The sequence below is a fragment of the Micromonospora sp. NPDC000316 genome (assembly GCF_042898885.1).
Lineage (GTDB): Bacteria > Actinomycetota > Actinomycetes > Mycobacteriales > Micromonosporaceae > Micromonospora.
Genome location: NZ_JBIAZG010000002.1, coordinates 605,136 through 626,511, shown reverse-complemented (window position 1 = coordinate 626,511; position 21,376 = coordinate 605,136). Strand labels below are relative to the sequence as shown.

The 21,376-nt window shown below is 69.8% G+C and carries 18 protein-coding genes; 6 read left to right on the top strand and 12 right to left on the bottom strand.

The annotated features are described in order from the left end of the window. Window positions 1-10: 10 nt before the first annotated feature. The 3 genes from rox to ACFY2Q_RS07440 all read right to left on the bottom strand — a co-directional run bounded on the left by rox (window position 11) and on the right by ACFY2Q_RS07440 (window position 4,099). Window positions 11-1,438 carry a rifampin monooxygenase gene (rox, locus tag ACFY2Q_RS07450; RefSeq protein ID WP_387128322.1) on the bottom strand — a complete coding sequence of 476 codons (1,428 nt, stop codon included), beginning with the start codon at window positions 1,436-1,438 and terminating at the stop codon, window positions 11-13. Between the two features lie 553 nt (window positions 1,439-1,991). Then, complete coding sequence (locus tag ACFY2Q_RS07445; RefSeq protein WP_387128321.1) at window positions 1,992-3,635, bottom strand: MDR family MFS transporter; 1,644 nt, start codon at window positions 3,633-3,635, stop codon at window positions 1,992-1,994. Continuing rightward, window positions 3,632-4,099, bottom strand: a complete 468-nt coding sequence (locus ACFY2Q_RS07440; RefSeq protein WP_387128320.1) for a MarR family winged helix-turn-helix transcriptional regulator — start codon at window positions 4,097-4,099, stop codon at window positions 3,632-3,634. Before ACFY2Q_RS07440 ends, ACFY2Q_RS07445 begins: the two co-directional genes overlap by 4 nt. A gap of 107 nt (window positions 4,100-4,206) precedes the next feature. On the opposite strand from ACFY2Q_RS07440, the gene ACFY2Q_RS07435 reads away from it, so the two are divergent. Then, window positions 4,207-4,827, top strand: a complete 621-nt coding sequence (locus ACFY2Q_RS07435) for a TetR/AcrR family transcriptional regulator (RefSeq protein WP_387128319.1) — start codon at window positions 4,207-4,209, stop codon at window positions 4,825-4,827. A gap of 138 nt (window positions 4,828-4,965) precedes the next feature. Here the strand turns inward: ACFY2Q_RS07435 and ACFY2Q_RS07430 are convergent, their stop codons facing one another. Continuing rightward, window positions 4,966-6,453: an arabinofuranosidase catalytic domain-containing protein gene (locus ACFY2Q_RS07430; protein WP_387128318.1), complete on the bottom strand. Its 1,488-nt coding sequence runs from the start codon at window positions 6,451-6,453 to the stop codon at window positions 4,966-4,968. Window positions 6,454-6,613: 160 nt separating this feature from the next. Further along, complete coding sequence (locus ACFY2Q_RS07425) at window positions 6,614-8,449, bottom strand: RICIN domain-containing protein (RefSeq protein ID WP_387128317.1); 1,836 nt, start codon at window positions 8,447-8,449, stop codon at window positions 6,614-6,616. 294 nt (window positions 8,450-8,743) lie between these two features. On the opposite strand from ACFY2Q_RS07425, the gene ACFY2Q_RS07420 reads away from it, so the two are divergent. From ACFY2Q_RS07420 to ACFY2Q_RS07405, 4 genes are read left to right on the top strand one after another with little or no spacing between them, the layout of a single operon-like run. Then, a complete protein-coding gene (locus ACFY2Q_RS07420; RefSeq protein ID WP_387128316.1) occupies window positions 8,744-9,985 on the top strand; it encodes an extracellular solute-binding protein in 1,242 nt (413 codons plus the stop codon). Between the two features lie 18 nt (window positions 9,986-10,003). Further along, window positions 10,004-10,972 (top strand): carbohydrate ABC transporter permease, encoded by a 969-nt coding sequence (locus ACFY2Q_RS07415; protein ID WP_387128315.1) that lies wholly within the window; start codon window positions 10,004-10,006, stop codon window positions 10,970-10,972. Continuing rightward, window positions 10,969-11,793 (top strand): carbohydrate ABC transporter permease, encoded by an 825-nt coding sequence (locus tag ACFY2Q_RS07410; protein WP_387128314.1) that lies wholly within the window; start codon window positions 10,969-10,971, stop codon window positions 11,791-11,793. The genes ACFY2Q_RS07415 and ACFY2Q_RS07410 overlap by 4 nt, the downstream gene beginning before the upstream one ends. Before the next feature lie 32 nt (window positions 11,794-11,825). Beyond that, window positions 11,826-13,538 (top strand): amylo-alpha-1,6-glucosidase, encoded by a 1,713-nt coding sequence (locus tag ACFY2Q_RS07405; RefSeq protein WP_387128313.1) that lies wholly within the window; start codon window positions 11,826-11,828, stop codon window positions 13,536-13,538. A 19-nt stretch (window positions 13,539-13,557) separates the two neighbouring features. Here the strand turns inward: ACFY2Q_RS07405 and ACFY2Q_RS07400 are convergent, their stop codons facing one another. Then, window positions 13,558-14,580, bottom strand: a complete 1,023-nt coding sequence (locus tag ACFY2Q_RS07400; RefSeq protein WP_387128312.1) for a LacI family DNA-binding transcriptional regulator — start codon at window positions 14,578-14,580, stop codon at window positions 13,558-13,560. Between the two features lie 209 nt (window positions 14,581-14,789). Here ACFY2Q_RS07400 and ACFY2Q_RS07395 point away from each other — a divergent pair, with 209 nt between their 5' ends. After that, window positions 14,790-15,230, top strand: a complete 441-nt coding sequence (locus ACFY2Q_RS07395; RefSeq protein WP_387128311.1) for an iron chaperone — start codon at window positions 14,790-14,792, stop codon at window positions 15,228-15,230. 8 nt (window positions 15,231-15,238) lie between these two features. Here ACFY2Q_RS07395 and ACFY2Q_RS07390 read toward each other — a convergent pair whose 3' ends face one another. The 6 genes from ACFY2Q_RS07390 to ACFY2Q_RS07365 all read right to left on the bottom strand — a co-directional run bounded on the left by ACFY2Q_RS07390 (window position 15,239) and on the right by ACFY2Q_RS07365 (window position 21,115). Further along, the gene (locus tag ACFY2Q_RS07390) at window positions 15,239-16,180 is read right to left on the bottom strand and encodes a GlxA family transcriptional regulator (protein ID WP_387128310.1); all 942 of its coding nucleotides are present in this window, start codon (window positions 16,178-16,180) and stop codon (window positions 15,239-15,241) included. A 17-nt stretch (window positions 16,181-16,197) separates the two neighbouring features. After that, the gene (locus ACFY2Q_RS07385; RefSeq protein ID WP_387128309.1) at window positions 16,198-16,641 is read right to left on the bottom strand and encodes a DUF6010 family protein; all 444 of its coding nucleotides are present in this window, start codon (window positions 16,639-16,641) and stop codon (window positions 16,198-16,200) included. A gap of 115 nt (window positions 16,642-16,756) precedes the next feature. Then, complete coding sequence (locus ACFY2Q_RS07380; protein WP_387128308.1) at window positions 16,757-17,737, bottom strand: DUF2804 domain-containing protein; 981 nt, start codon at window positions 17,735-17,737, stop codon at window positions 16,757-16,759. Between the two features lie 52 nt (window positions 17,738-17,789). Then, the gene (locus ACFY2Q_RS07375; protein ID WP_387128307.1) at window positions 17,790-18,929 is read right to left on the bottom strand and encodes an RNA polymerase sigma factor; all 1,140 of its coding nucleotides are present in this window, start codon (window positions 18,927-18,929) and stop codon (window positions 17,790-17,792) included. Then, on the bottom strand, window positions 18,926-19,333 hold the full coding sequence (locus ACFY2Q_RS07370; protein ID WP_387128306.1) for a YciI family protein: 408 nt from the start codon (window positions 19,331-19,333) through the stop codon (window positions 18,926-18,928). Before ACFY2Q_RS07370 ends, ACFY2Q_RS07375 begins: the two co-directional genes overlap by 4 nt. 216 nt (window positions 19,334-19,549) lie before the next feature. Further along, entirely contained in the window at window positions 19,550-21,115 is a 1,566-nt protein-coding gene (locus ACFY2Q_RS07365) for a polysaccharide lyase family 1 protein (RefSeq protein WP_387128305.1), read from the bottom strand. Window positions 21,116-21,376: the final 261 nt, after the last annotated feature.

The following is a 21,376-nucleotide window of genomic DNA, read 5'->3' as shown; positions in this document are numbered from 1 at the left end:
GGCGTGTCCGTCAGTCGACGGCGGCGCCGAACCAGCGGCGCGTCTGGTCCAGCAGCTCCTGCTGGTCGTCACCGACCCATGCCACGTGGCCGTCGGGCCGCAGCAGCACGGCGGGCGCGTCCAACTCGTCGCTGATGTCGACGACGTGGTCGACCCGATCCGCCCATCCCGCGACCGAGAGCCTGCCGGTCTGGTCCAGCAACAGCCCTCGGCCGCCGTGCATCAGCTCGTAGAGCCGCCCGCTCTTCAGTCGTGTGTCCCGCAGGTGCCGGCCGAGCAGGTCATGCCCCGCGCCGAAGTCGTAGCGGACCCCGAGCGCGGTGACCTTCTCGATCAGGTACCTGTTCACGTCCTCGAAGTCCATCAACTCCGTCAGCAGTCGACGTACCGCCCGGGCACCCGGCTCGGTGGACAGCAACTCCATCTGCGCGCGGGTGTTGTCCAGGACGTCGGCGGCGACCGGGTGCCGTTCGGTGTGGTAGGTGTCCAGCAGCCCTTCCGGCGCCCAGCCGTTGATCTCGGCGGCCAGTTTCCAGCCGAGGTTGAACGCGTCCTGGATGCCGAGGTTCAGCCCCTGCCCACCGGTCGGCGGGTGGATGTGCGCCGCGTCGCCGGCCAGCAGCACCCGACCCGTCCGGTACCGCTCGGCCAGCCGCGTACCGTCGCCGAAGCGGGACAGCCAGCGCGGCGAGTGCACGCCAAAGTCGGTTCCGGCGACCGCCCGCAGTTGCCGCTTCACCTCCTCCAGGGTCGGCGGGACCGAACGGTCCGCAGCCAACCCCTCAGCCGGTACGACAACGCGGTACACCCCCTCGCCGAAGGGTCCGAGACCGAATCGGAGTTGGGTCTTGCAGACTTCGGCCACCACGGCTGCCACCGTCTCCGGCGGCACCCCCACCTCCATCTCACCGAGCAGCGTCTCGACCCTGCTCGGTTCACCGGGGAAGCCGACGCCGAGCAGCCCGCGTACGGTGCTGCGGCCCCCGTCGCAGCCGACCAGATAGCGCGAGCGCAACCGCGCTCCGTCGGCCAGCTCGACTGTCACCCCGTGCTCGTCCTGGCTCAGCCCCACCAGTTCGCAGCCGCGCCGCACCTCGGCGCCGAGTTCGATCGCGTGCTCCGCCAGCAGGCGATCGGTGGTGGGCTGCGGGATGCCGAGGACGTACGGGTGAGCGGTGTCCAGCCCACCCGGCGACGGCTTGGTGATGGCGGCGAAGAAACCACCGACCGGGTACCGCTGGCCGAGCGCGAGAAACCGCTCCAGCAGCCCACGCTGATCCAACACCTCGATGCTGCGCGCGTGCAGGCCCAGCGCGCGGACGTACCCCGTCGGTTCCGTGTCCCTCTCCAGCACGAGCGTGCGTACGCCGTGCAGCCGCAACTCGCCCGCCAGCATCAGGCCGGTCGGCCCCCCGCCGACGATGATCACGTCGATCATGAAAATCCCCCATTCGCCGTGGTTACGGCCGCCCGGCAGTGCGGCGCGATCCGCACCCGCGAACCCCTCGTTCGCGCAGGCCGTGGCCTTGGCTGGGAGATTCTGCGGTACGACAGGGGCCTTGCGGCAAGACCCCCGGTGCGATATATGTTGAGAGTGGCAGGGAGTGCACCTCTTGCCTCCTGCGTCCGGATTTGGCCCACGCACCGCGGCCGCCTCCCTCTCTCGAGTAGCGGGGCGCCACCGGCCGAGATCGGCGATGTCGGGGTATCCCGCAAGCAGGACACCCCCGTTTCGGCGATATCGAGTCGATCATCGAGGTGGTCCCGACAAGCGGGAGGGTTTGCCCGAATACTGGGAGTACGGCCCGCGCGGGCACAGCCGGTCGAGTCAGGCGGGATGCGGCCGTCAGGCACCGTCGTTGGGCGCTGGACGACTCAGGCGCCACCTCACCTGCCGGTGCCGAATATCGCTCCGGTTCCTGAGTCGTCGGACAGCGCGGGGCCGCCACCGTTGGAAATCGGTGGCGGCCCCGGTTCGTGCGGGTTCGGCGTCAGCGCCGGCGAGTCGTCTCCTTCGGCGCGTCGTCCACAGAGGTCTGGTCGAACGCGGGAGCACCGTCGATCGCGTCGGCGGCCACGGCCGTCGTCGTGGCGGTGTCCGGCAGGTCCAGGCTGGTACGCAGGGTGACCGGCCGGAGCAGCAGCGCGGCGATGACGCCGACGACCGCGATGGCTGCCGAGATGAAGAAGATGTGCCCGGTGGCGTCGCCGTACGCGGCCCGGACGATGTGCTGAACAGCTTCGGGCAGCGCGGTGATGTTGAGGTTGCTGCTGCCCTCGGAGCTGCCGGAGGTGGGGATCCCGGCGGCGGTGAGGTCGTGGCTGATCTGGTCGGTGACCCGGCGAGCGAGGACGGCGCCGAGCACCGACACCCCGATGGTGCCGCCGAGCGACCGGAAGAACGCCACGCTGGAACTCGCCGCGCCGATGTCCTTGAGCGAGACCGTGTTCTGCACGGCGAGGACGAGGTTCTGCATGGTCATACCGACACCCGTGCCGACGATGAACATGGCGACGCCGACAAGGACGAGCGACGTCTCGTGGTCGATCGTGCCGAGCAGCGCGAACCCGACGACGAGGGTGATCGAGCCGGCCACGATGTACGGCTTGATCTTTCCGCTCTTGGTGATCAGGCGTCCGGCGATGATCGAGGACAGGAGCACCCCGGCCATCATCGGGATGGTGAGCAGGCCCGCCTCGGTGGGGCTGTAGCCGCGGCCGATCTGGAAGTACTGGCCGAGGAAGACGGCGCCGCCGAACATGGCCATGCCGACCGCGAGGCTGCCGAGGATGGCCAGCGCGGTGGTGTGCTGGCGCACGATCTCGAGTGGGACGACGGGCTCGGCGGCCCGTGACTCGACCCAGACCGCGAGGGCGAGCAGGATGACCGCCCCGCCCACCATGGCCGCGGTCTGCCAGGAGACCCAGGCGAACGAGCCGTCGACGAAGGAGATCCAGATCAGCAGCACGCTGACGCCTGCGGCGATCAGGCCGGCACCCAGATAGTCGATCTTGACGTTCTCACGCCGGGCGGTCGGCAGGTTCAGGGTGGCCTGGAGCAGGATCAGTGCGATGGCGGCGACCGGCACGCCGACGAAGAAGCACCAGCGCCAGCCGAGCCAGGACGTGTCGACGATGAGTCCGCCGAGCAGCGGGCCACCGACCGTCGCGACCGCCATGACGCCACCGAGGTAACCGTTGTAGCGGCCCCGCTCGCGCGGCGGGATCATCGCGGCGATCGCCACCTGGACCAGCGCCTGCAGGCCACCCACCCCGATGCCCTGGAACGCGCGGGCGGCGATCAACTGGCTGGCGGTCTGCGAGAACCCGGCGATGACCGAGCCGAGCAGGAAGACCACGATGGCGACCTGGATCAGGACCTTCTTGTTGAACAGGTCGGCCAGCTTGCCCCAGATCGGGGTGGTCGCTGTCGCGGTGAGCAGGGTCGCGGTGACCACCCAGGTGTACTGGGTCTGCGAGCCGTTCAACGCCCCGATGATCTTCGGAAGCGCTGTGGAGACGACGGTGCTGCTGAGCATCGCGACGAACAGCACCAGCAGCAGGCCACTGAGCGCCTCGAGCGTCCGCCGATGGGTCATCGGCTCAGCGCCGGTCGTGATGGTGGGTGCGCTCATCGCGCGGCCTCCAGGTTGTCGTTGTTTCCGAGGGCAACCTCGGTGTCGCGGGCGAACCGGCCGAGGGCGCCGCTCAGCGCGTCGATCTCGTCGGGGGTCCAGTCGGCCAACGCCCGGCGCAGCACGTCGCCGTACCAGCCGAAGCTCTCGGCCAGGGCGTCCCGGCCGGCGGGTGTGATCGCGAGGAAGCTCGCCCGCTTGTCCGACGGGTCGGGCCGCCGCTCGACCAGACCGTCGGCGACGAGCGCCGCGATCGATCGGCTGACGGTGGACGGGTCGAGCCGGGTGCGCTGGGCCAGCTCACGGGCCTGGCAGCTGCCAGAGAGCTTGTCGATCTGCATGAGCATGCCGAGCAGCCCCGGCGCGACGGCCTGCCCTTCCTCCGCCCGGTGCTGCTTCAGTAACCGGACAGTCCGCACCAGGTCGTACAGCCGAAGGCCGATTTCTCCCACGGTGCCGTCCACGCCTGCCCCTCACACCTAGTTGGTTGCCTCACGCAAGCATCTACCGATCTTGCCCACCAGGCAAGTTTGCTCGTTGAGAAGCGCATCACCCCACTACGCTGGGGCCGATGGACGAGATCACCGGGCTGCGGGAGCGCAAGAAGGCGGCCACCCGCCTCGCCCTGCACGAGGCGGCGCTACGCCTGGCCGCCGAACACGGGCCCGACGGCGTGACCGTCGAGGCCATCGCCGACGCCGCGAACGTCTCCCGGCGAACGTTCTCCAACTACTTCTCCAACAAGGAAGAAGCGCTCTTTCACGGCGATACCGTACGCCTGCGACGGCTGCTGCAACTGGTCCACGAGCGGCCTGTCGACGAGCCGCCGTGGACGGCGCTGAGCCGGGCGGCCGAACGGTTCACCCCCGAGGCGTTCGGCGGGCGGGACCGGTTCTGGCTGCCCCGACGCCGACAGTTGCGCGGGAACCCTGGCCTGGCCGCACAGCAGGTCGCGGCGTACACGGCGATCGAGCGCGAACTGGCGACAGCGCTCGTACCCCGGCTCACCGGCGCGGACGTGGCGCTACGCGCCCGTCTGCTGGCCGCGACGTTCATGGCGATTCTGCGCGTCGCCATCCAGCACTGGATCGACCACCCCGACGACCAGTTGCTGGACACCGTGCGGGCCGCGCTCGCCGAGGTCGCTCCCCCGTCGGCCGCCCCGGACCACACGAACGCCGCCGCCCACTGACGCACCACGCCGCACCAGCCACCACCAGTGACGCGACCACGCCGCGCCAGCCGCGGACGACTGACGCGACCGCGCCGCGCCGGCCACCACTGTGGGAGTGATGACCGGCGGCGGTTGGCCCGCGAGCGGCGCGCCGGTTCAGCGGTAGCCGGCGGTCACCACGTTGGCCTGCACCGCGTTCTCGGTCGCGTCGGACGGATAGCCGGCGACCATGGCTCCCTCGTAGAAGGTGCCGGCGCTCAGGTTCGCGCCGCCGTCGGGCTTGCAGCAGTCCCCGCCGCTGCCCAGGATGATCGCGCCCTGCTTCTTCATCGGGCTGTATCCAGGCGGGAGTGAGCCGTCCCAGAGGGTGTAGAGGCTGCCCGACTGGGCGTTGCTGCCCTTGATCGCGAAGCGGGACGTGCCGTTGTTCTTGAGCGTCGCGGTGACGAACTTGCTGGTGAAGGAGCGCTGGTTGGGGTTCCAGGTCTGACTGCCACCCGGGAAGAGGCCCCATTCGAGGTCCGCCTGCACCCAGGGGCCGGTGCCGGAGCAGCCGCCGAACCAGCACTGGGTGCCGAAGTTGATGGCGTCCATCGCCCCAGCGGCGTCGGCCTTCCTCGTCGTCTCACTGTTGCCGTAGTCGAAGCAGCAGCCGTTGTTGACGTGGGTGCCGCTTGTCACCATGTACATGCCCTCGGGCGCGGCCCCGGTCGGCACCCCGGTCAGGTGCCCGTCGCGCCAGTAGCTGTTGCCGGGGTTGATGTAGAGCGAGTACGCCTTGGCCCCGCCCACGGTCAGGGACTCCGAGGTCGCCACCGCAGGCCTGCTCTGCGGCGAGCCCGGAACCACGCTCGACCCCTGGTACCAGAGGTCGTTTCCACGCCCGGACTGGTCGTACACGACTGTCACCACGCAGGTCGTGCCGGCACAGAACGCGTCCTGCGTCGCCGCGTTGGCGGTGCCACCGGCGGTCACCAGCCCGATGTTGCGGGACGTGTTGTCCGACGAACGCCGGACCTGGTAGAGGTTGCCGGCGTACGCCGCGTAGAGCGCACGCGTCGTGCTGTGTGCCGCCACGCACGGGGTGCCGCCGGAGGCGTAGATGTCGCACGGCCGCGCGCCCGACGGCGGCGGGGTGGTCGGCGGCGGCGTGGTCGGCGGGGTGGACGGCGAACTCCACTGCTGGTTCGTGCCGCCGTGGCACGCCCACAGGTGGATCTTGGTGCCGTTGGTGGTGCCGTAGCCGCTGGCGTCGAGGCACAGCCCGGAGTGCACGCCGGTGATGGTGCCGTTGGCGTTGACGTTCCACTGCTGGTTGGTCTGACCGTTGCAGTCCCAGATGATCGCCGCCGTGCCGTTGGCGGTGCCCTGGCCGGAGGCGTCCAGGCACTTGTTGCCGTACACGATGAGTTGTCTGCTCGACGTCCAGGTCCAGGTCTGGTTGGGGCCGCCCTGGCAGTCCCAGAGTTGGGTCTGGGTGCCGTTCGTGGTGCTGGCGTTGGGGACGTCGAGGCAGCGGCCGGAGGGCACGCCGACGATCCTGGTGCTCTGACCCGGCTCGATGGCGGCGGCGGACGCCTGTGGTGCGGCAGCGACGGTGCCGACCCCGACGAGGACGCTGGCCAGAACAGCGGCCAGCATCATCAGGTGACGGACGCGACCGCGTCGCGGCCGGGGGTGACGGACCGGGCCTTCAACTGGCCCGGTACGGGACGAGGTTTGCACGGAGCGGCTCCTCGGAGTCGTCGAAGCGCGAGGGCTCGCCGACGCGCCACGGATGGTGGGGTTGTTACGGGGGTGACGCCTACCGGCCCAGGACCCGCCACGTCTGGTTCAACGGGCTGCCCTGACCGGCCGGATTGCAGGTCCACTGGTGCACCAGGGCCCGGGGCGCCGTGGAGATCGTGCTGACATCGACGCACTTGCCGCTGTGCCGGGCGACGAGTTGGTAGTCGTGCGAGTCGTTGCCCGCGTAGGTCACCTTGCGGAGGGCGAACTGCTGGTTGAGGCCGTTCAGGCAGGTCCACTGGTGCACAGCCGCACCGTCGGCGGTGGAGACACCGCTGACGTCCAGGCACTTGCCGCTCTGCTGGTTGACCACCGTGTACGTGTTGGCCACCCCGGCGACCGGACGGAAGTTCCAGAGCTGCTGGTCGCCGCCCTCGCAGTAGAACTGCTGCTGGACGTTGCCGTCCGCTGTGCTCAGCCCGGCGTTGTCCAGGCACTGCTGGGAGTGCTGGGCCACCGCCACCGACTGGAACCCGCCGTCCGACGGCGGCAGCAGGGTGATCGCGTAGGTGTCGGTCTGGTTGGTGTACGGCAACGTCACAGTGGCGTTGTTGTTTGCCACGCCGACGACGCTGTTCGACACCGTGATCGGCCCCTGCACGGCACCGCCACCGTTGTGCGGGATGCGCTGGACGAGGGCCCGGACCTGGTTGTTCTGCACGATGCCGCTCGTCGTGTCGAGGCGTTGCAGGTTGACGGTCAGGTTCCCGGTGGTCCGACCGCCGCCGACGAGGACCTTCGCCGCGCCTGTCGCCTTCGTGGCGTACGCGTCGTACGACTGGCTGGGCGTCACCGCGGCGACCTGCCCCGTCTGCCCGGCGTAGAAGCGGTATGCCCACCACTCGCCCTTGGGCTGGTGCTGCCCGGCCGAGTTGCGGACCAGCAGGTTGCCGAGGTCGTTGTGCAGGTTGCCGCCGCCGGCCCAGTTGGCGCGGAGGCCGTCGGCGCGGGCTCGCTCCAGGCGGGCGATGTACCACGCGCCGTCGGCCGGGTTCTGCTCCTCGGGCGCACCGTACTCGTTGATCTGGTACGGCCGGGGGTGGGCGATGCCGCGCGGGTCGAGGGTGGCGTTTGCGGCGGCGACGTTGGCGACCGGGTCGCCGGGCAGCGAGTGCCAGCTGATGATGTCCGGCACGGTGTTCGTCGAGCGGACGAAGTCCAGGTACTGGTTCCAGAAGGCGTGTGTGGTGGACGGGACGCAGGCGCAGCTCGGCCCGACGATGAGTTGGTTGGGGAACTCGGCCCGGATGCGCTGGTGGGTGCGGCGCCACAGTTCGAGGTACTGGGAGATCGGCCGGTTCCAGAAGATGGTGATGTTGGGTTCGTTCCAGATGTCCCACTGCACCGAGAGCCCGGACGCCCGGACGTCGTTGACGAGGCGGGTCAGGAAGGCGTCGTAATCGGCCCAGTTGCCGTTGTCGCCTGGGAAGCGGGAGATCCCGGCGCCGTCGGCACCCCACAGGTCGTGCGGCAGCAGGATGAACTGACCGCCGAGGGCGACGGTGCGGCGCGCCTGGGCGAGTGTGGAGTTCCACCGGCGGTCGTAGTTTCCGCCGACCCAGCCGCTTCCCGGCAGCTGCGCGCCGCCCGCGCGCATGTACTGGAACTTGACGTCCCGGTAGAAGTGGTCGGGCGGGCCGCTGGCGTTCTCGGTCATGCCGTAGATCCAGCCGGACGCGCGGTAGGTAGGCGTACCGCTTGTCGTGGCGAAGTTGACGCTTATCGACTCGTCGGCGGCCTGGGCCGGGGACCCGACGGCGACTGTGGTGGCGGCGACGGCGAGCAGGCCGGCGACGAGTCGGGCGACTGTCGCACGGGTTCGTCCTGGTCTGCCACGGGACGGGGTTGACACGGGGCGGCTCCTTGGTGGGGCGTGGGGGACGCACTCCGGAGGGCAGCGCTTGCGAATCGGTTCGAACGGATCGTAGGACCGGACACTGAACGATGTCAATGCGATGACGATCCGATGAAGCGGGCGTTTCCAGTGCAGCCCCGCAACCACTGCGATCAGCTGTTGACCGCATGGCATGGGCCGACCTATCTTCGGCCGAACAGTTGTCGAATCGGTTCGCTTCATCTCGAGCCGAGACGACCCGCGACGGCCGATCCCACCCCACCTGACGATCGACGTGAAGTGAGGCACCAGATGACTCGACCCAACCACCGGCGGCGCCTGGCCGCTGTCGCCGCGGCAGCGCTCGCCGTCGCCGCCGTCAGCGCCTGTTCGTCGTCCGCCGACGATCCCTCCGGCGGCAACGCCGCGTACGTCGTCTGGGATCCGTACCCGCAGTTCGCCGACGACTCGGAGTGGGTCGCACTGCTCGACAAGTGCGGTACCTCCGCCGGGGTGACTGTCGAGCGGACCGGCTACGACACCACAGACCTGACGAACAAGGCGCTGCTCGCCGCCCAGCAGGGCAACTCGCCGGACGTGCTGATCGTGGACAACCCCGTCATCTCCACACTGGCCGAGGCGGGCGCGCTCACCACCACCGACGACAACAAGCTCGACGTCTCGGCCATGGCACCGAACCTGCTCGGCGCGGGCCAGAGCGAGGGCAAGACGTACGGGGTGCCGATCGGGGCGAACACCCTCGCGCTCTACTACAACAAGGATCTGCTGACTGCCGCCGGCGTGGACCCGGCCACCATCACGGACTGGACGTCCCTGACCACGGCGCTGACCAGGGTCAAGGCCGCGGGAAAGAAGGGCATCACCTTCTCGGCCATCGGCACCGAGGAGGGCAGCTTCCAGTTCCTGCCGTGGTTCTGGGGCGCGGGAGCCCAACTGACCGGTCTGGACTCACCGCAGGCGGTCTCCGCGCTGACGCTCTGGACGGACTGGCTGAAGCAGGGGTACGCCCCCAACTCCGTCATCAACAACACCCAGACCACGAGTTGGCAGGAGTTCGCCACAGGTGACTTCGCGTTCGCCGAGAACGGCACCTGGCAGTTGGCGAACGCCGAGAAGCTCGGGTTCTCGTACGGCACCGTCGCCATCCCGGCCAGCGCCGGTGGTCCGGCGCCAGCGCCCACCGGTGGCGAGTTCGTCTCCATCCCCGTGCAGAAGAACACCAAGCGGTACGCGACGTCGCAGAAACTGGTCACCTGCCTGACGAGCGCCGACAACCTGCTCACCACCGACACCACGCTCTCCTACGTGGCACCCGTCACGGCCGTGCAGGATCGGCAGGCGGCGGCGGACCCCAAGCTCACGGTCTGGGTGCAGGCGGTCCGGGCTGCCAAGGGCCGCACCGGGGACAACCTCGGCACGAAGTACCCGAAGATCTCCGAGGCCCTGTGGACGGCGGTGCAGTCGGCCCTGAGCGGTCAGAAGTCGCCGCGTGAGGCGCTTACCGCCGCGCAGACCGCGGCGACCTCCAGGTAAGCGCGCCGCACCGACACCATGCCCCCTACGACGCAGACCTCCACAAGCGCACGAGAGCCGGGTGCGACCGCGACAGCCGCCCCACCCGCGCCTGCCCGTGCCCGACGCCGACGCGGCCGATGGCAGGCCTGGGCCTTCCTGGCACCCGTGACCGTCTACCTGACCGCCTTCTACGCCTATCCGCTCTACCGCAATGTCGAGTTGAGCCTGCGCGAGTACACCGTCCGCTCGTTCGTGCAGGGCGGCGCGCCCTTCGCCGGTCTCGACAACTACCGGACCGTCCTGACCGACCCGGCCTTCGGGTCGACGCTGGCGCACACAGTGGTCTTCACCGGCGCATCGCTGTTCTTCCAGTTCACGATCGGCATGGCGCTGGCGCTCTTCTTCCACAAGCACTTCCCGCTGTCGCGCACGCTGCGGGCGGTGATCCTCATTCCGTGGCTGCTGCCGCTTATCGTCTCGGCGTCGACCTGGTCGTGGCTTCTCAACAGCGACTCCGGGTTGGTGAACGCGGCGCTCGGCGCCCTCGGGATCGACCAGGTCCACTGGCTTACCTCGCCGGGCTGGTCACTCACCTCGGTGATCATCGCGAACATCTGGATCGGCATCCCGTTCAACCTTGTGGTGTTGCACAGCGGCCTCCAGGGGATCCCGGTCGAGGTGCACGAGGCGTCCGCGCTCGACGGCGCGTCGGGCTGGCAACGGTTCTGGTCGATCACCCTTCCGCTGCTGCGTCCCGTCTCGGCGATCACCCTGCTGCTGGGGCTGGTCTACACGCTGAAGGTCTTCGACATCATCTGGATCATGACCAGGGGTGGCCCCACCGACTCCTCCGCCACGCTCGCCACCTGGTCGTACCGGCTCGGTTTCGGCAATCTCCTGCCGGAGTTCGGGCCCGGCGCGGCGGTCGGCAACCTGCTCATCGTGATGGCCCTGGTCGCCGGTCTCGGCTACATCCGTTTCGAACGGAGGCAGCACCTGCGATGACCACCTCCCCACCTCGCGCCCTGTGGAAGACCCTCATCGGACTGCTGGTGACCGGGCTGATGCTCTTCCCGGTCTACTGGATGGTCACCGTGTCGTTCACCCGGGACGAGAACCTGCGGGCCAGTCCCCCGCAGCTGTTTCCGATCGACGGCACCCTTGACGGCTACCGCGCGGTGCTCGACCAGCAGCTCCCGTACCTCGGCACCAGCTTCCTCGTCGGTCTCGGCACGGTGGCCCTGACCCTGGCGCTGGCCGCACCGGCCGGCTACGCGCTGGCCAAGCTCCGCCCGCCCGGCGGCCCGGCACTGAGCTTCGTGCTGCTGATCGCGCAGATGATCCCGGGAATCATCATGGCCATGGGCTTCTACGCCGTCTATCTCCACCTCGGCGTGCTGAACACGCTGCCCGGTCTGATCCTTGCCGACTCCACACTCGCGGTGCCGTTCGGGGTGTTGATCTTCACGGCCTTTATGTCCGGGATCCCCGACGAGTTGCTCCAGGCCGCCGTCGTCGACGGCGCCGGCCGGCTCCGGACCTTCTGGTCCGTCGTGCTGCCGGTCAGCCGCAACTCCATCGTCACGGTGTCACTGTTCGCGTTCCTGTGGTCCTGGTCGGACTTCATCTTCGCCTCGACCCTCGCCGGTGGCGGCGACCACCAGCCGATCACCCTCGGCATCTACCACTACATCGGCAACAACAACCAGCAGTGGAACGCCATCATGGCCACCGCCGTCGTCGCCTCCGTCCCGGCCGCCGTGCTGCTGGTCCTCGCCCAGCGGTACGTCTCGACGGGCGTGACGGCCGGCGCGGTCAAGGACTGACCATCCGTAGCGCAGAAAGGCAACCGCCACCCATGACCGTCGCCTCGTCCGGTCCGGAGTTCCCCATCCAGGACATCCCCTTCAGCTGTCGCGGGTCCTGGTTCAACCTCTCACCTGTGGTAGCCGAGAAGACGTACGCCGACGATGTGCACCTGGTCTCCCACCAGACCGGGCTGCATCCGGTGCTGCGCCTCACCCCGGCGGTCGCCGGCACCACGGTCGTCGCCACGCCCGCGCTGCTCACCTGGCGCAGTGGCGCGGACCGGATCGAGGCCGTCTATGACGGGCCGGCCACCCTGCGGATCCGGGGCCGACGCCTCGGCCTGCGGATAGCCGCGGCGGCAGGCACCCTCACCCCGTTCAGCGGCACCTACCTGTACCTCGACCCGACCGACGGTTCGCACGTGTTCACCTCGTACGAGACCGGCCGCCGCTACCGCATCACAGTGCTCTCCGGCGCGCTGCGGCGGACCGACGGCGTGGAGGCGCTCGGCACCGCCGACCGGTTCCTGGACCTCGGCGGCGAGCAACAGTGGGAGGTCGCGATCGAGGAGTACGCCACCGCGCGCCTGCCGTACACCGGATCGGCCACCTTCGACGAGCTGCGCCGGCGCCGCAGCCGGGAGTTCACCGCGTTCGTCGACGCGGTCGCGCCGTGGCGCGGCGCGGACACGCCTGCCGCCGAGCTTGCCGCGTACGTCCTGTGGTCGGCCACCGTCTCCCCTGCGGGCTTCGTCTCCCGGCCGGCCGTCCTGATGTCCAAGCACTGGATGGACAAGGTGTGGAGCTGGGACCACTGCTTCAACGCGATAGCCCTGGCCGCCGGCGAGCCGGAGCTCGCCTGGCACCAGTTCCACCTGCCCTTCGACCACCAGGACGAGGCCGGCGCCCTGCCGGACTCGGTCGCACACTCCGAGGTCCTGCACAACTACGTCAAGCCCCCCATCCACGGCTGGGCACTCCGGCAACTGCGCCGACGTCTCCCCCAGCAACCGGACCGGGTGGCGCTTGCCGAGACGTACGACCGGCTGGCCCGTTGGAGCAGGTTCTGGCTCGACGCGCGCCGCGCCCCCGGCCACGATCTCCCCCACTACCAGCACGGCAACGACAGTGGCTGGGACAACGCCAGCACCTTCGACGACGATCGGGTCCTGCAGACCGCCGACCTCGCGGCGTTCCTGGTCTCGCAACTGCGCTGCCTCGCGGACCTCGCCGTCGAGCTGGGCGAGCCCGCCGAGCAGTGGTCCCGGGAGGCCGACCGGGTGCGCACGGCGCTGCTCCGCGACCTGTGGGACGGCGAACGCTTCACCGCCCGCAGCCCACACACCGGGCAGCGGCGGGTGAGCCGCAGCCTGCTCGACCTGATGCCCGTCGCGCTCGGCGCGGACCTGCCCGCCCCGGTCACCGCCGCGCTGGCCCGGGGCGTCGAAGCCCACCTGACGACGCACGGACTGGCGACCGAGCCGACGGACTCGGCCCACTACGTCGCCGACGGCTACTGGCGTGGCCCGATCTGGGCACCCTCCACTGTGCTCGTCGAGGACGGTCTGCGGCGGGCCGGGCACCTCCGGATCGCCGACGACATCAGCCGACGCTTCCTCGCTCTGTGCGAGAAGTCCGGCTTCGCGGAGAACTTCGACGCCGAAACGGGTGCCGGGCTGCGGGACCGCGCCTACACCTGGACGGCCAGCAGCTATCTCATCCTCGCCGCCGCCCAGGAGGAGCGGCGGTTGACCGGCGGATAGGTGGCGCGGGGCAACAGCGTCAGCGGATCGGCTCGCGAGCCCTCGGCCCGGTGCTGGAGCGCAACGAGATGGGCGGGCTGTAGAGCCGGTGCCGGGGCACGGCCCCCGGCTCGGCGATGCTCTCCAACAGCAGCGCCACGGCCTCGGCGCCCATCTCCCGCGTCGGCACGTCCGCGGCGGTCAACGGTGGGCGGAAGTCCTCCGCCCAGTGCTGGGCGGCGACTCCGGTGACGGAGAAGTCGGCAGGCACGGACAGCCCGGCGTTGGTAAGCGCCCGCTGCATTCCGGGCAACGCCGCCTCGTTGATGGTGGCCACCGCCGTCACCTCCGGGTGCGTGGCGAGCAACTGCTCGACGCACGCCTCTCCGGCGGCGGTGTCGTCGCCGCAGCAGACGTCCACTCCGGTCAGCCCCCGCTCCGCGACCGCTTCCCGGAAGCCGGCCAGCGCTCGGTGGCTGGGGCCGTACCCCGCGGCCACCAGCTCGGCGGAGCGGTTCACAAGCGCGACCTGCCGGTGCCCCAGATCGGCCAGATGGTGTACGCAACGGGCGATCAGCCCGGCGTAGTCGACGTCGACCCAGCTCATGCCGCGCGGCTCGGCGGTCCGACCGATGGTGACGAACGGCAGACCCGCCTTGGCCAGCCGGGTCACCCGGTCGTCCTCCAGCCGGATCTCCATCAGGACCACGCCGTCGACCCGCCGGCCCGTGACGATCCGCTCGAACGACCGGTCATGATCACCACCGGACGGGGACAGCAGCACGTCCAGGTCATGGCGGGCGGCCGCCTCGACGACACTGGCGACGAATCCCAACTGCATGTCGGTCAACCGCTGGCTAGCCGGCGGGATCACCAACCCGAGGGTGCGGGTGCGGCCCTCCTTCAGGGCACGGGCGCTGGCGTTCGGCCGGTAGTCCAGCTCGTCGATGACCGCCTGGATGCGCTGCCGGGTGGCCTGGGACACCGCCCGCTTGCCGCTCAGCACGTAGGAGACGGTGCTGCGGGACACCCCGGCCCGGCGGGCGATCTCCCCGATATTCATGTACGCCTCGAATCGACACCTGCCCCGAAGTGGGGACGCAGCATGCTCCGCCGACGCGAGCATATCCGTCCGGATTCCCGTCCCTGGTTCGGCGACAGCTCGGCGGTCCGCACATTCGATCAGGAATCGAGAAGCCACCCGGCGGGCGCCGGCCCTAGCCTTTTCCCAGGTGGCCGGCGCACGCCGGGCCGGAGACGAGGGAGCCGAGAATGTCGACGACTACCGAATCCGACGGTTTCAGCGCCGCGGAGCGCGCCGCGATGAAGGAGCGCGCCGCCGAGATGCGCGCCGAGGGCAGGAAGGGCGCCAAGAAGGCGGACGGGCTACAGGCCGTGCTCGACCGGATCGCGCAGATGGCGCCGGAGGACCGGGCGCTCGCCGAGCGCGTGCACGTGGCGATCACCACCGCCGCCCCCGAACTGGCACCGAAGACCTGGTACGGGATGCCCGCGTACACAAACGCCGACGGCAAGATCGTCGTCTTCTTCCAGGACGCCGGCAAGTTCAACTACAGGTATTCCACGGTGGGCTTCCAGGACACTGCCAACCTCGACGACGGCGACCTGTGGCCCGTTGCGTACGCGCTGAAGGCATGGAGCCCGGCCGTGGAGAAGAAGGTCATCGAGCTGGTGCGTGCCGCGATCTCCTGACCCGGCGCTCAGGTGCTGCGGAAGGAGCGGCGGTACGCCTGCGGACTGGTGCCGGTGACGAGTTTGAAGCGGTCCCGGAACGCTGTGGTGGAGCCGAAGCCGACCCGGGTCGCGATGTGGTCGACCGGATGGGCAGTGGTCTCCAGGAGGCGCTGCGCCTGGTGGACGCGTACGCGGAGCAGCCACTGCAAAGGGGTGGTGCCGATCTGATCGCGGAAGCGACGGTTCAGGGTGCGGGTGCTCATGCCTGCGTGCTTGGCGATGTCGGCGAGGGTCAGTTCGTGACGGGCGTTGTCGCGTAGCCACGCCAGCAGCGGCTCCAGGGTGATCCCGTCGGGGATCGGTGGTTCGTGCACGATGAACTGCGCCTGACCTCCGGCGCGTTCCAGCGGCATGACGGACAGGCGGGCGGCGTCCGCTGCCACGGCGGCGCCATAGTCGCGCCGGATCATGTGCAGGCACAGGTCGAGCCCGGCGGCGGCGCCCGCCGAGGTCAGGAACTGGCCGTTGTCGACGTAGAGGACGTTCGGGTCGACATGCACTAGCGGAAACCGGGCGGCGAACTGATCGGCGGCGACCCAGTGCGTGGTGGCACCGAGCCCGTCGAGGAGGCCGGTGGCGGCCAGGGTGAAGGCGCCGCCGCAGGTCGAGGCGATACGGGTGCCGTTGGCGGCGGCGGCCCGCAGCGCGTCGAGAGCGTTGGCGGGGGTCGCCGCGTCCGGGTCGGCGACACCCGGCACGATGATCGTGTCGGCGTCGGCGAGGAGCTCCAGCCCGTACGGCACCGCGATGCTGAACGCGCCGGCGGTGACCGTCGGGGTCTCCGCGCAGATCCGGACCTGGTAGCCGGCCCGGCCATCGGCCAGCCGCGTGCGGTGGAACACCTCCATCGGCGTGGCGAGGTCGAACGGGACGACGCTGTCGAGTGCGAGCACTGCCACTGTGTGCATCGCAGAAATCTAGCCAGTCAGGCTTCGACGCCCACGGGTGGCGCCGGTCGGCTCGCACCGGTCGCCCGACGGCTGACACGGTCGTACACGTCTTTGATCGACAGGCCGCCGGCGAGGCACCACAGGGCGATGACGGGATCGCAGAGGGCACAGCCGAACGACGAGTCGTGCAACGACGGGATGATGGGGGTGCCGCGGCGGTGGTGCAGGACGTCCCAGGCGGTGTGCAGCAGCCATCCGACGCCGATGAATGTGTAGGACCTGAGCCCGGCGTAACCCACCACCACAAGCGCGGCGCAGAAGGCCAGTTCCCACAGACCGAAACCTCCGCCACTGATGTAGGCGGCACCGGCGCCCGTGACGACGATCGCGTTCAGGCGACGGCGGTGCGGCTCGGGGACAAGGGAGTTGAGCCCTACGTAGACCAGCCCGATGACGACGGGCATGACATAACGAAGCATGATCACCTTCTCGATGTGCCGTATCGAGAAGGCAGCCTAGGCAGCCGGAGGGCAGGCAACGAGAGGCGAAACTGCCACTGTGCAACGGGTTCCGGCCAGCACGCGATACACCGCCCTACCAGCGGTTGCGCGCCTCCTCGGCCCAGCCGACAAGCCCGTCGAGGCTCACCTTCGTCCCGTCGTCGGTCTTCGCCCACCCGGAGAAGTGCCCGAAACACTGGTGCGTCTCGTTCGCGACGACGCCGAGGTTGGTGCGGCCCACCTTCTCGTGGAACGGCTGGAACTCGGCCTCGACCCGGTCACCGCTGATCCGCCACGGGCGGAGCCAGTCCGACCGGTCGTAGGTCCAGCGCAGCTCGTCACCGACCTTGTGCAGCCGGCCGTCGACGAACACGGCGTTCTCGGTGACGCCGGTGCCGTCGGTCCACTGACCGCCGAGCTGGATCGCCCGCCCCGGTGCCGCGCCGGCGGCCCAGTTCCACGTGATCGAGTACGGCCACCTGCCGCGACCGTGGTCCAGCACGGCGAAGGCGTCCGGCCCACCGATCTCGTACGTCTGGCCGTGCAGTTCCAGCGTGCCGAGGACGGGACGGCCGATGTCCTTGACCGTGTACTGGAACCGCGTCGGGCTCCACGGCACGACCACGGCGAGGGACTCGTGCCCGGCCGGCAGCGGCACCCGCACGTCCAGCCGTACTCCGGGGGCGTTCGCCGAGATGGCGGTGCCGTCCGGGCGCTGGGTGATGCGGATGTCCAGGTCGCGGCCGAGCGCCCGGACCTCGCCCGCGCCGCTGTGCGGCGGCAGCACCGCGCCGCGCGCCAGCGGCACCACGACCTCGGTCTTCGTCTCGACGCCGCTCGCCCGATCGAGAACGTAGACGCTGTGCACACCTGCGTAGTCGAGCGACGAGGCGACCAGCCCGACGATGTGTCGGGGCGTGACGATGCCCCAGTACTCCCACCGCTTGGTCCGGCCCCAGCCGCGCAGGTTCGCGGTGTGCAGGGGACGCCGGGACCAGCCGACAGCCTCCGGGTTGAGCCGCCCGTCCGGCCGGCACAAATCGACAGGCGAGGTCAGCTCACGTTCGTGGGTCACGGTGGGGAGGATAGCCGCCCGTGCGAGCGGCCCTCCCGGTCCGCGACGGGCGTCAGCGGCAAGCGTTGAGCCGCGCGGCCTGGCGCGTCAGGTGGTCCCGTTCGGCGAGGTTGGGCGCCGACCGGGCCGCTTCGGCGTACAGCCGCGCCGCCGCCGCCAGGTCGCCGTCGCGTTCGCGTAGGTAGGCCTCCACCGCCCGGTGGCGGGGCAGCGCGTCGTCCAGGGCCGCGAGCGCCGCGAGGCCGGCGCGCGGCCCGTCGGCCTGACCGACCGCCACCGCGCGGTTGAGCCGTACGACAGGGCTGTCGGTCAGGTGCACCAACTCGTCGTACCACTCGACGATCTGCACCCAGTCGGTCTCCTCGGCGGCGGGCGCGTCGGCGTGCAGAGCGGCGATGGCGGCCTGGGCCTGGAACTCGCCCAACCGGTCGCGGGCGAGGGCCGTCTGGAGGATTTCGACGCCCTCGGCGATCGACGCGGTGTCCCACCGGCGGCGGTCCTGCTCGGCGAGCGGCACCAGACTGCCGTCGGGTGCGGTCCGGGCGGCCCGCCGGGCGTGGTGCAGCAGCATCAGGGCGAGCAGCCCGGCCACCTCCGGATGGTCGATCGCGGCCGCGAGCTGCCGGGTGAGCCGGATGGCCTCGGCGGCGAGGTCGACGTCGCCCGAGTAGCCCTCGTTGAAGACCAGGTAGAGCACGCGCAGCACGGTGGCGACGTCGCCGGGCTGGTCGAACCGCACTCCCGAGACGGTGCGCTTGGCCCGGCTGATCCGCTGCGCCATTGTCGCCTCGGGAACCAGGTAGGCCTGCGCGATCTGACGGGTGGTCAGTCCACCGACGGCGCGCAGCGTGAGCGCGACAGCCGACGACGGCGTCAGCGACGGGTGGGCGCACAGGAAGTAGAGCTGAAGCGTGTCGTCGACCCCGGGCGCGGGGCCGGGTGCCGGTTCCTCGTCGACGAGGTCCTCGCGCCGGCGGCGGGCGGCGTCCGATCGGGTCGCGTCGAGGAACCGGCGCCAGGCCACGGTGACCAGCCAACCCTTCGGGTCCCGTGGCGGGTCGGCCGGCCAGACGCGGATCGCCTCCACAAGCGCGTCCTGCACGGCGTCCTCGGCCGCCGCGAAGTCGGCTCCGCGGCGGACGAGGATCGCGAGCACGCTCGGCAGGAGGCGCCGGAGCAGAGCGTCGTTCACTCAGTGATGGTGGGCGACGCGGTCAGGAACGGGCGCAGCTCGAGCCATTCGTGGATGGGCTTTCCGCCGGCCCCGGGGGCGGCGGACAGCTCCCCGGCCAGTTCGACGGCGCGCTCGTAGCTGTCGACGTCGATCACCATCCAACCGGCGATCAGGTCCTTGGTCTCGGCGAAGGGACCGTCGGTGACCGGCGGGCGCCCCTCGCCGTCGTACCTGACGAACGTCCCCTCGGGGGCGAGCGCCTGCCCTTCGACGTACTCGCCGGTGCCTTCCAGCCGGGTCGCGAAGTCGTGCATGTACTGCATGTGCGCCGAGATCTCCTCCGGGGTCCACTTGTCCATGGGGACGTCGTTGACCGCGCTCGGGGCGCCCCGGTAGTGCTTGAGCAGCAGGTACTTGGCCATCGTGTCTCTCCTCGAAGCCGATCCGACCCATTGTGGTCGCGCTCACCCCAGGGACGGAACCAGACCCGGGTTCTCGACATGGGCGTCCGGTCGAGATTCGACGCCCTGGTGCGGCAGCCGGAAAGGGCGTGATTCCGCTCTGGCATCAAGATGCCAGAGCGGAATCACGCCCAGGAGGGGGACCGAGGGGTGTCGCCCCCGTCCAAAGCCAGTCGTCTAGCTGGCGTACGTCTCGAACTCGCCGACGCGCGGCGTACCGCCGGAGCTGTTGATCTTGAAGTTGATCTTGGTCAGGGTCGTCGCGGCGAAGCTGATGGAACCCGCCCCACTGCCCGAGGCCAGGACGGCGCCGGTGTCGTTGTTGACGAGCTGCCAGGACCCGATGGAGCCCGAGGTGCCGGACGGCTCGCGGATGACCACGCGGGACACCCGGGTGGCGGAGCCCCACTTGATCGAGATGGTGCCGGTCGACCCGGCCGGCGACCAGTAGGTGCCGAGGCTGCCGTCCCGCACGTTGCCGTAGCTGGTCCCGCTGGCCTTGCTGGACCCGTCGGCACCGGCGCCGAGGCTGAGGTTGGTCCCACCGGACGGCGGTGGGGTGGTCGGCGGCGGCGTGGTGGGTGCCGGCGTGGTCGGCGCGGGAGTGGTCGGCGCGGGAGTCGTGGGCGACGGGGTCTGCGGCGTGCAGCTACCGTTCGACACCTTGAGCCCCGTGTTGGCGCCGACCGTCTGACGGACGATGTTCGGCACGCAGCTCGCACCGTCGAGGCTGTACGAGTACGGGATGCTGACAGTGGTGTTCGACGTCGGGTTGGGGCCGGCCGGGTAGTTCTCGCTGCCGGCGCTCGACCAGGTCACGTTGTCGAAGATGTTGCCGCTGACCTGCCAGTAGCCGCGCTCGTTCGTGTAGAACGTGCCGAGCACGTCCTTGGAGTTCTGGAAGTAGTTGTTGTCCACCCTGGCCTTCGCCCCGGCTCGGGAGTTGATGCCGGACTCCCGCAGGCTCACGTAGTGGTTGTTGTAGATGTGGGCGGTGCCACCGCGCAGCAGCGGCGTACGCGAGTCGATGTTCTCGTACAGGTTGTGGTGGTACGTGATGAAGCCGTTCGAGAGGTCGCTCTCGCTCGACCCGACCAGGCCGCCGCGACCGGAGTTGCGCAGGATGCTGTAGGACAGGGTCACGTACTGGGTGTTGTCCTTCATGTCGAAGAGGCCGTCGTACCCCTCCGACTCCCCGCCGGACGCCTCCAGGGTGACGTGGTCGACCCAGACGTTGCGGACCGTGCTCTCCATGCCGATGGCGTCACCGCCGTTCGAGGTGGGCGAGCCCGACTTCTTGACGTTCCGGACTGTCACGTTCTGGATGATGATGTTGCTGGAGTCGCGGATGTGGATGCCGAGCTGGTCGAAGACGGCACTGCCGACCCCGATGATCGTGACGTTGCTGATCTGCTTGAGCTCGATCACGCCCGCCGCGGTGTTGCAGCTCGAACCGGACACCTTGCTGGTGTTGCCGTGGTTGATCGTCCCGCTGACCTCGATGGTGATCGGGGTGCTGCTGCTGGCCCGTCCGCACAGCGCCGCGTGGATAGCGGTCCCGGTGGTCGCGCGGACCGTCTGGCCGCCCGCGCCGCCCGTGGTTCCGCCGTTCTGGGTGGCGTAGCCGGTGGCGCTGCCGACCGCCGCCGACGCCTGCGGGGTCGGCAGGCTCACCCCTATCGCGATCCCCACGGCCGCCGTGGCCAACACCGCCTGAAGTCGCAGTGCGACTGGTCGTCTCATCTCGCCTCACTTCGTATCGGTTTGGCTGTGCCCGTGTGCGGCAGCCGTCGCGGCCGCGTTTTTCGGCACGGGGAACTGCCGACCGTCCGGAATCGTCGACGATCAACTCGTCGGATTGCCATCGCCCAGAAAAAGAGGAAGCCGTCGCGCGAAACGGCATAGATCAAGTGGCGATGGTCGATGGGTGTCTGCCCGACTCACGAACGAAACATCGATGTGAGGCAATCGTAGGAAAGCGGTTTCCCTAGAGGCAAGGGCTGG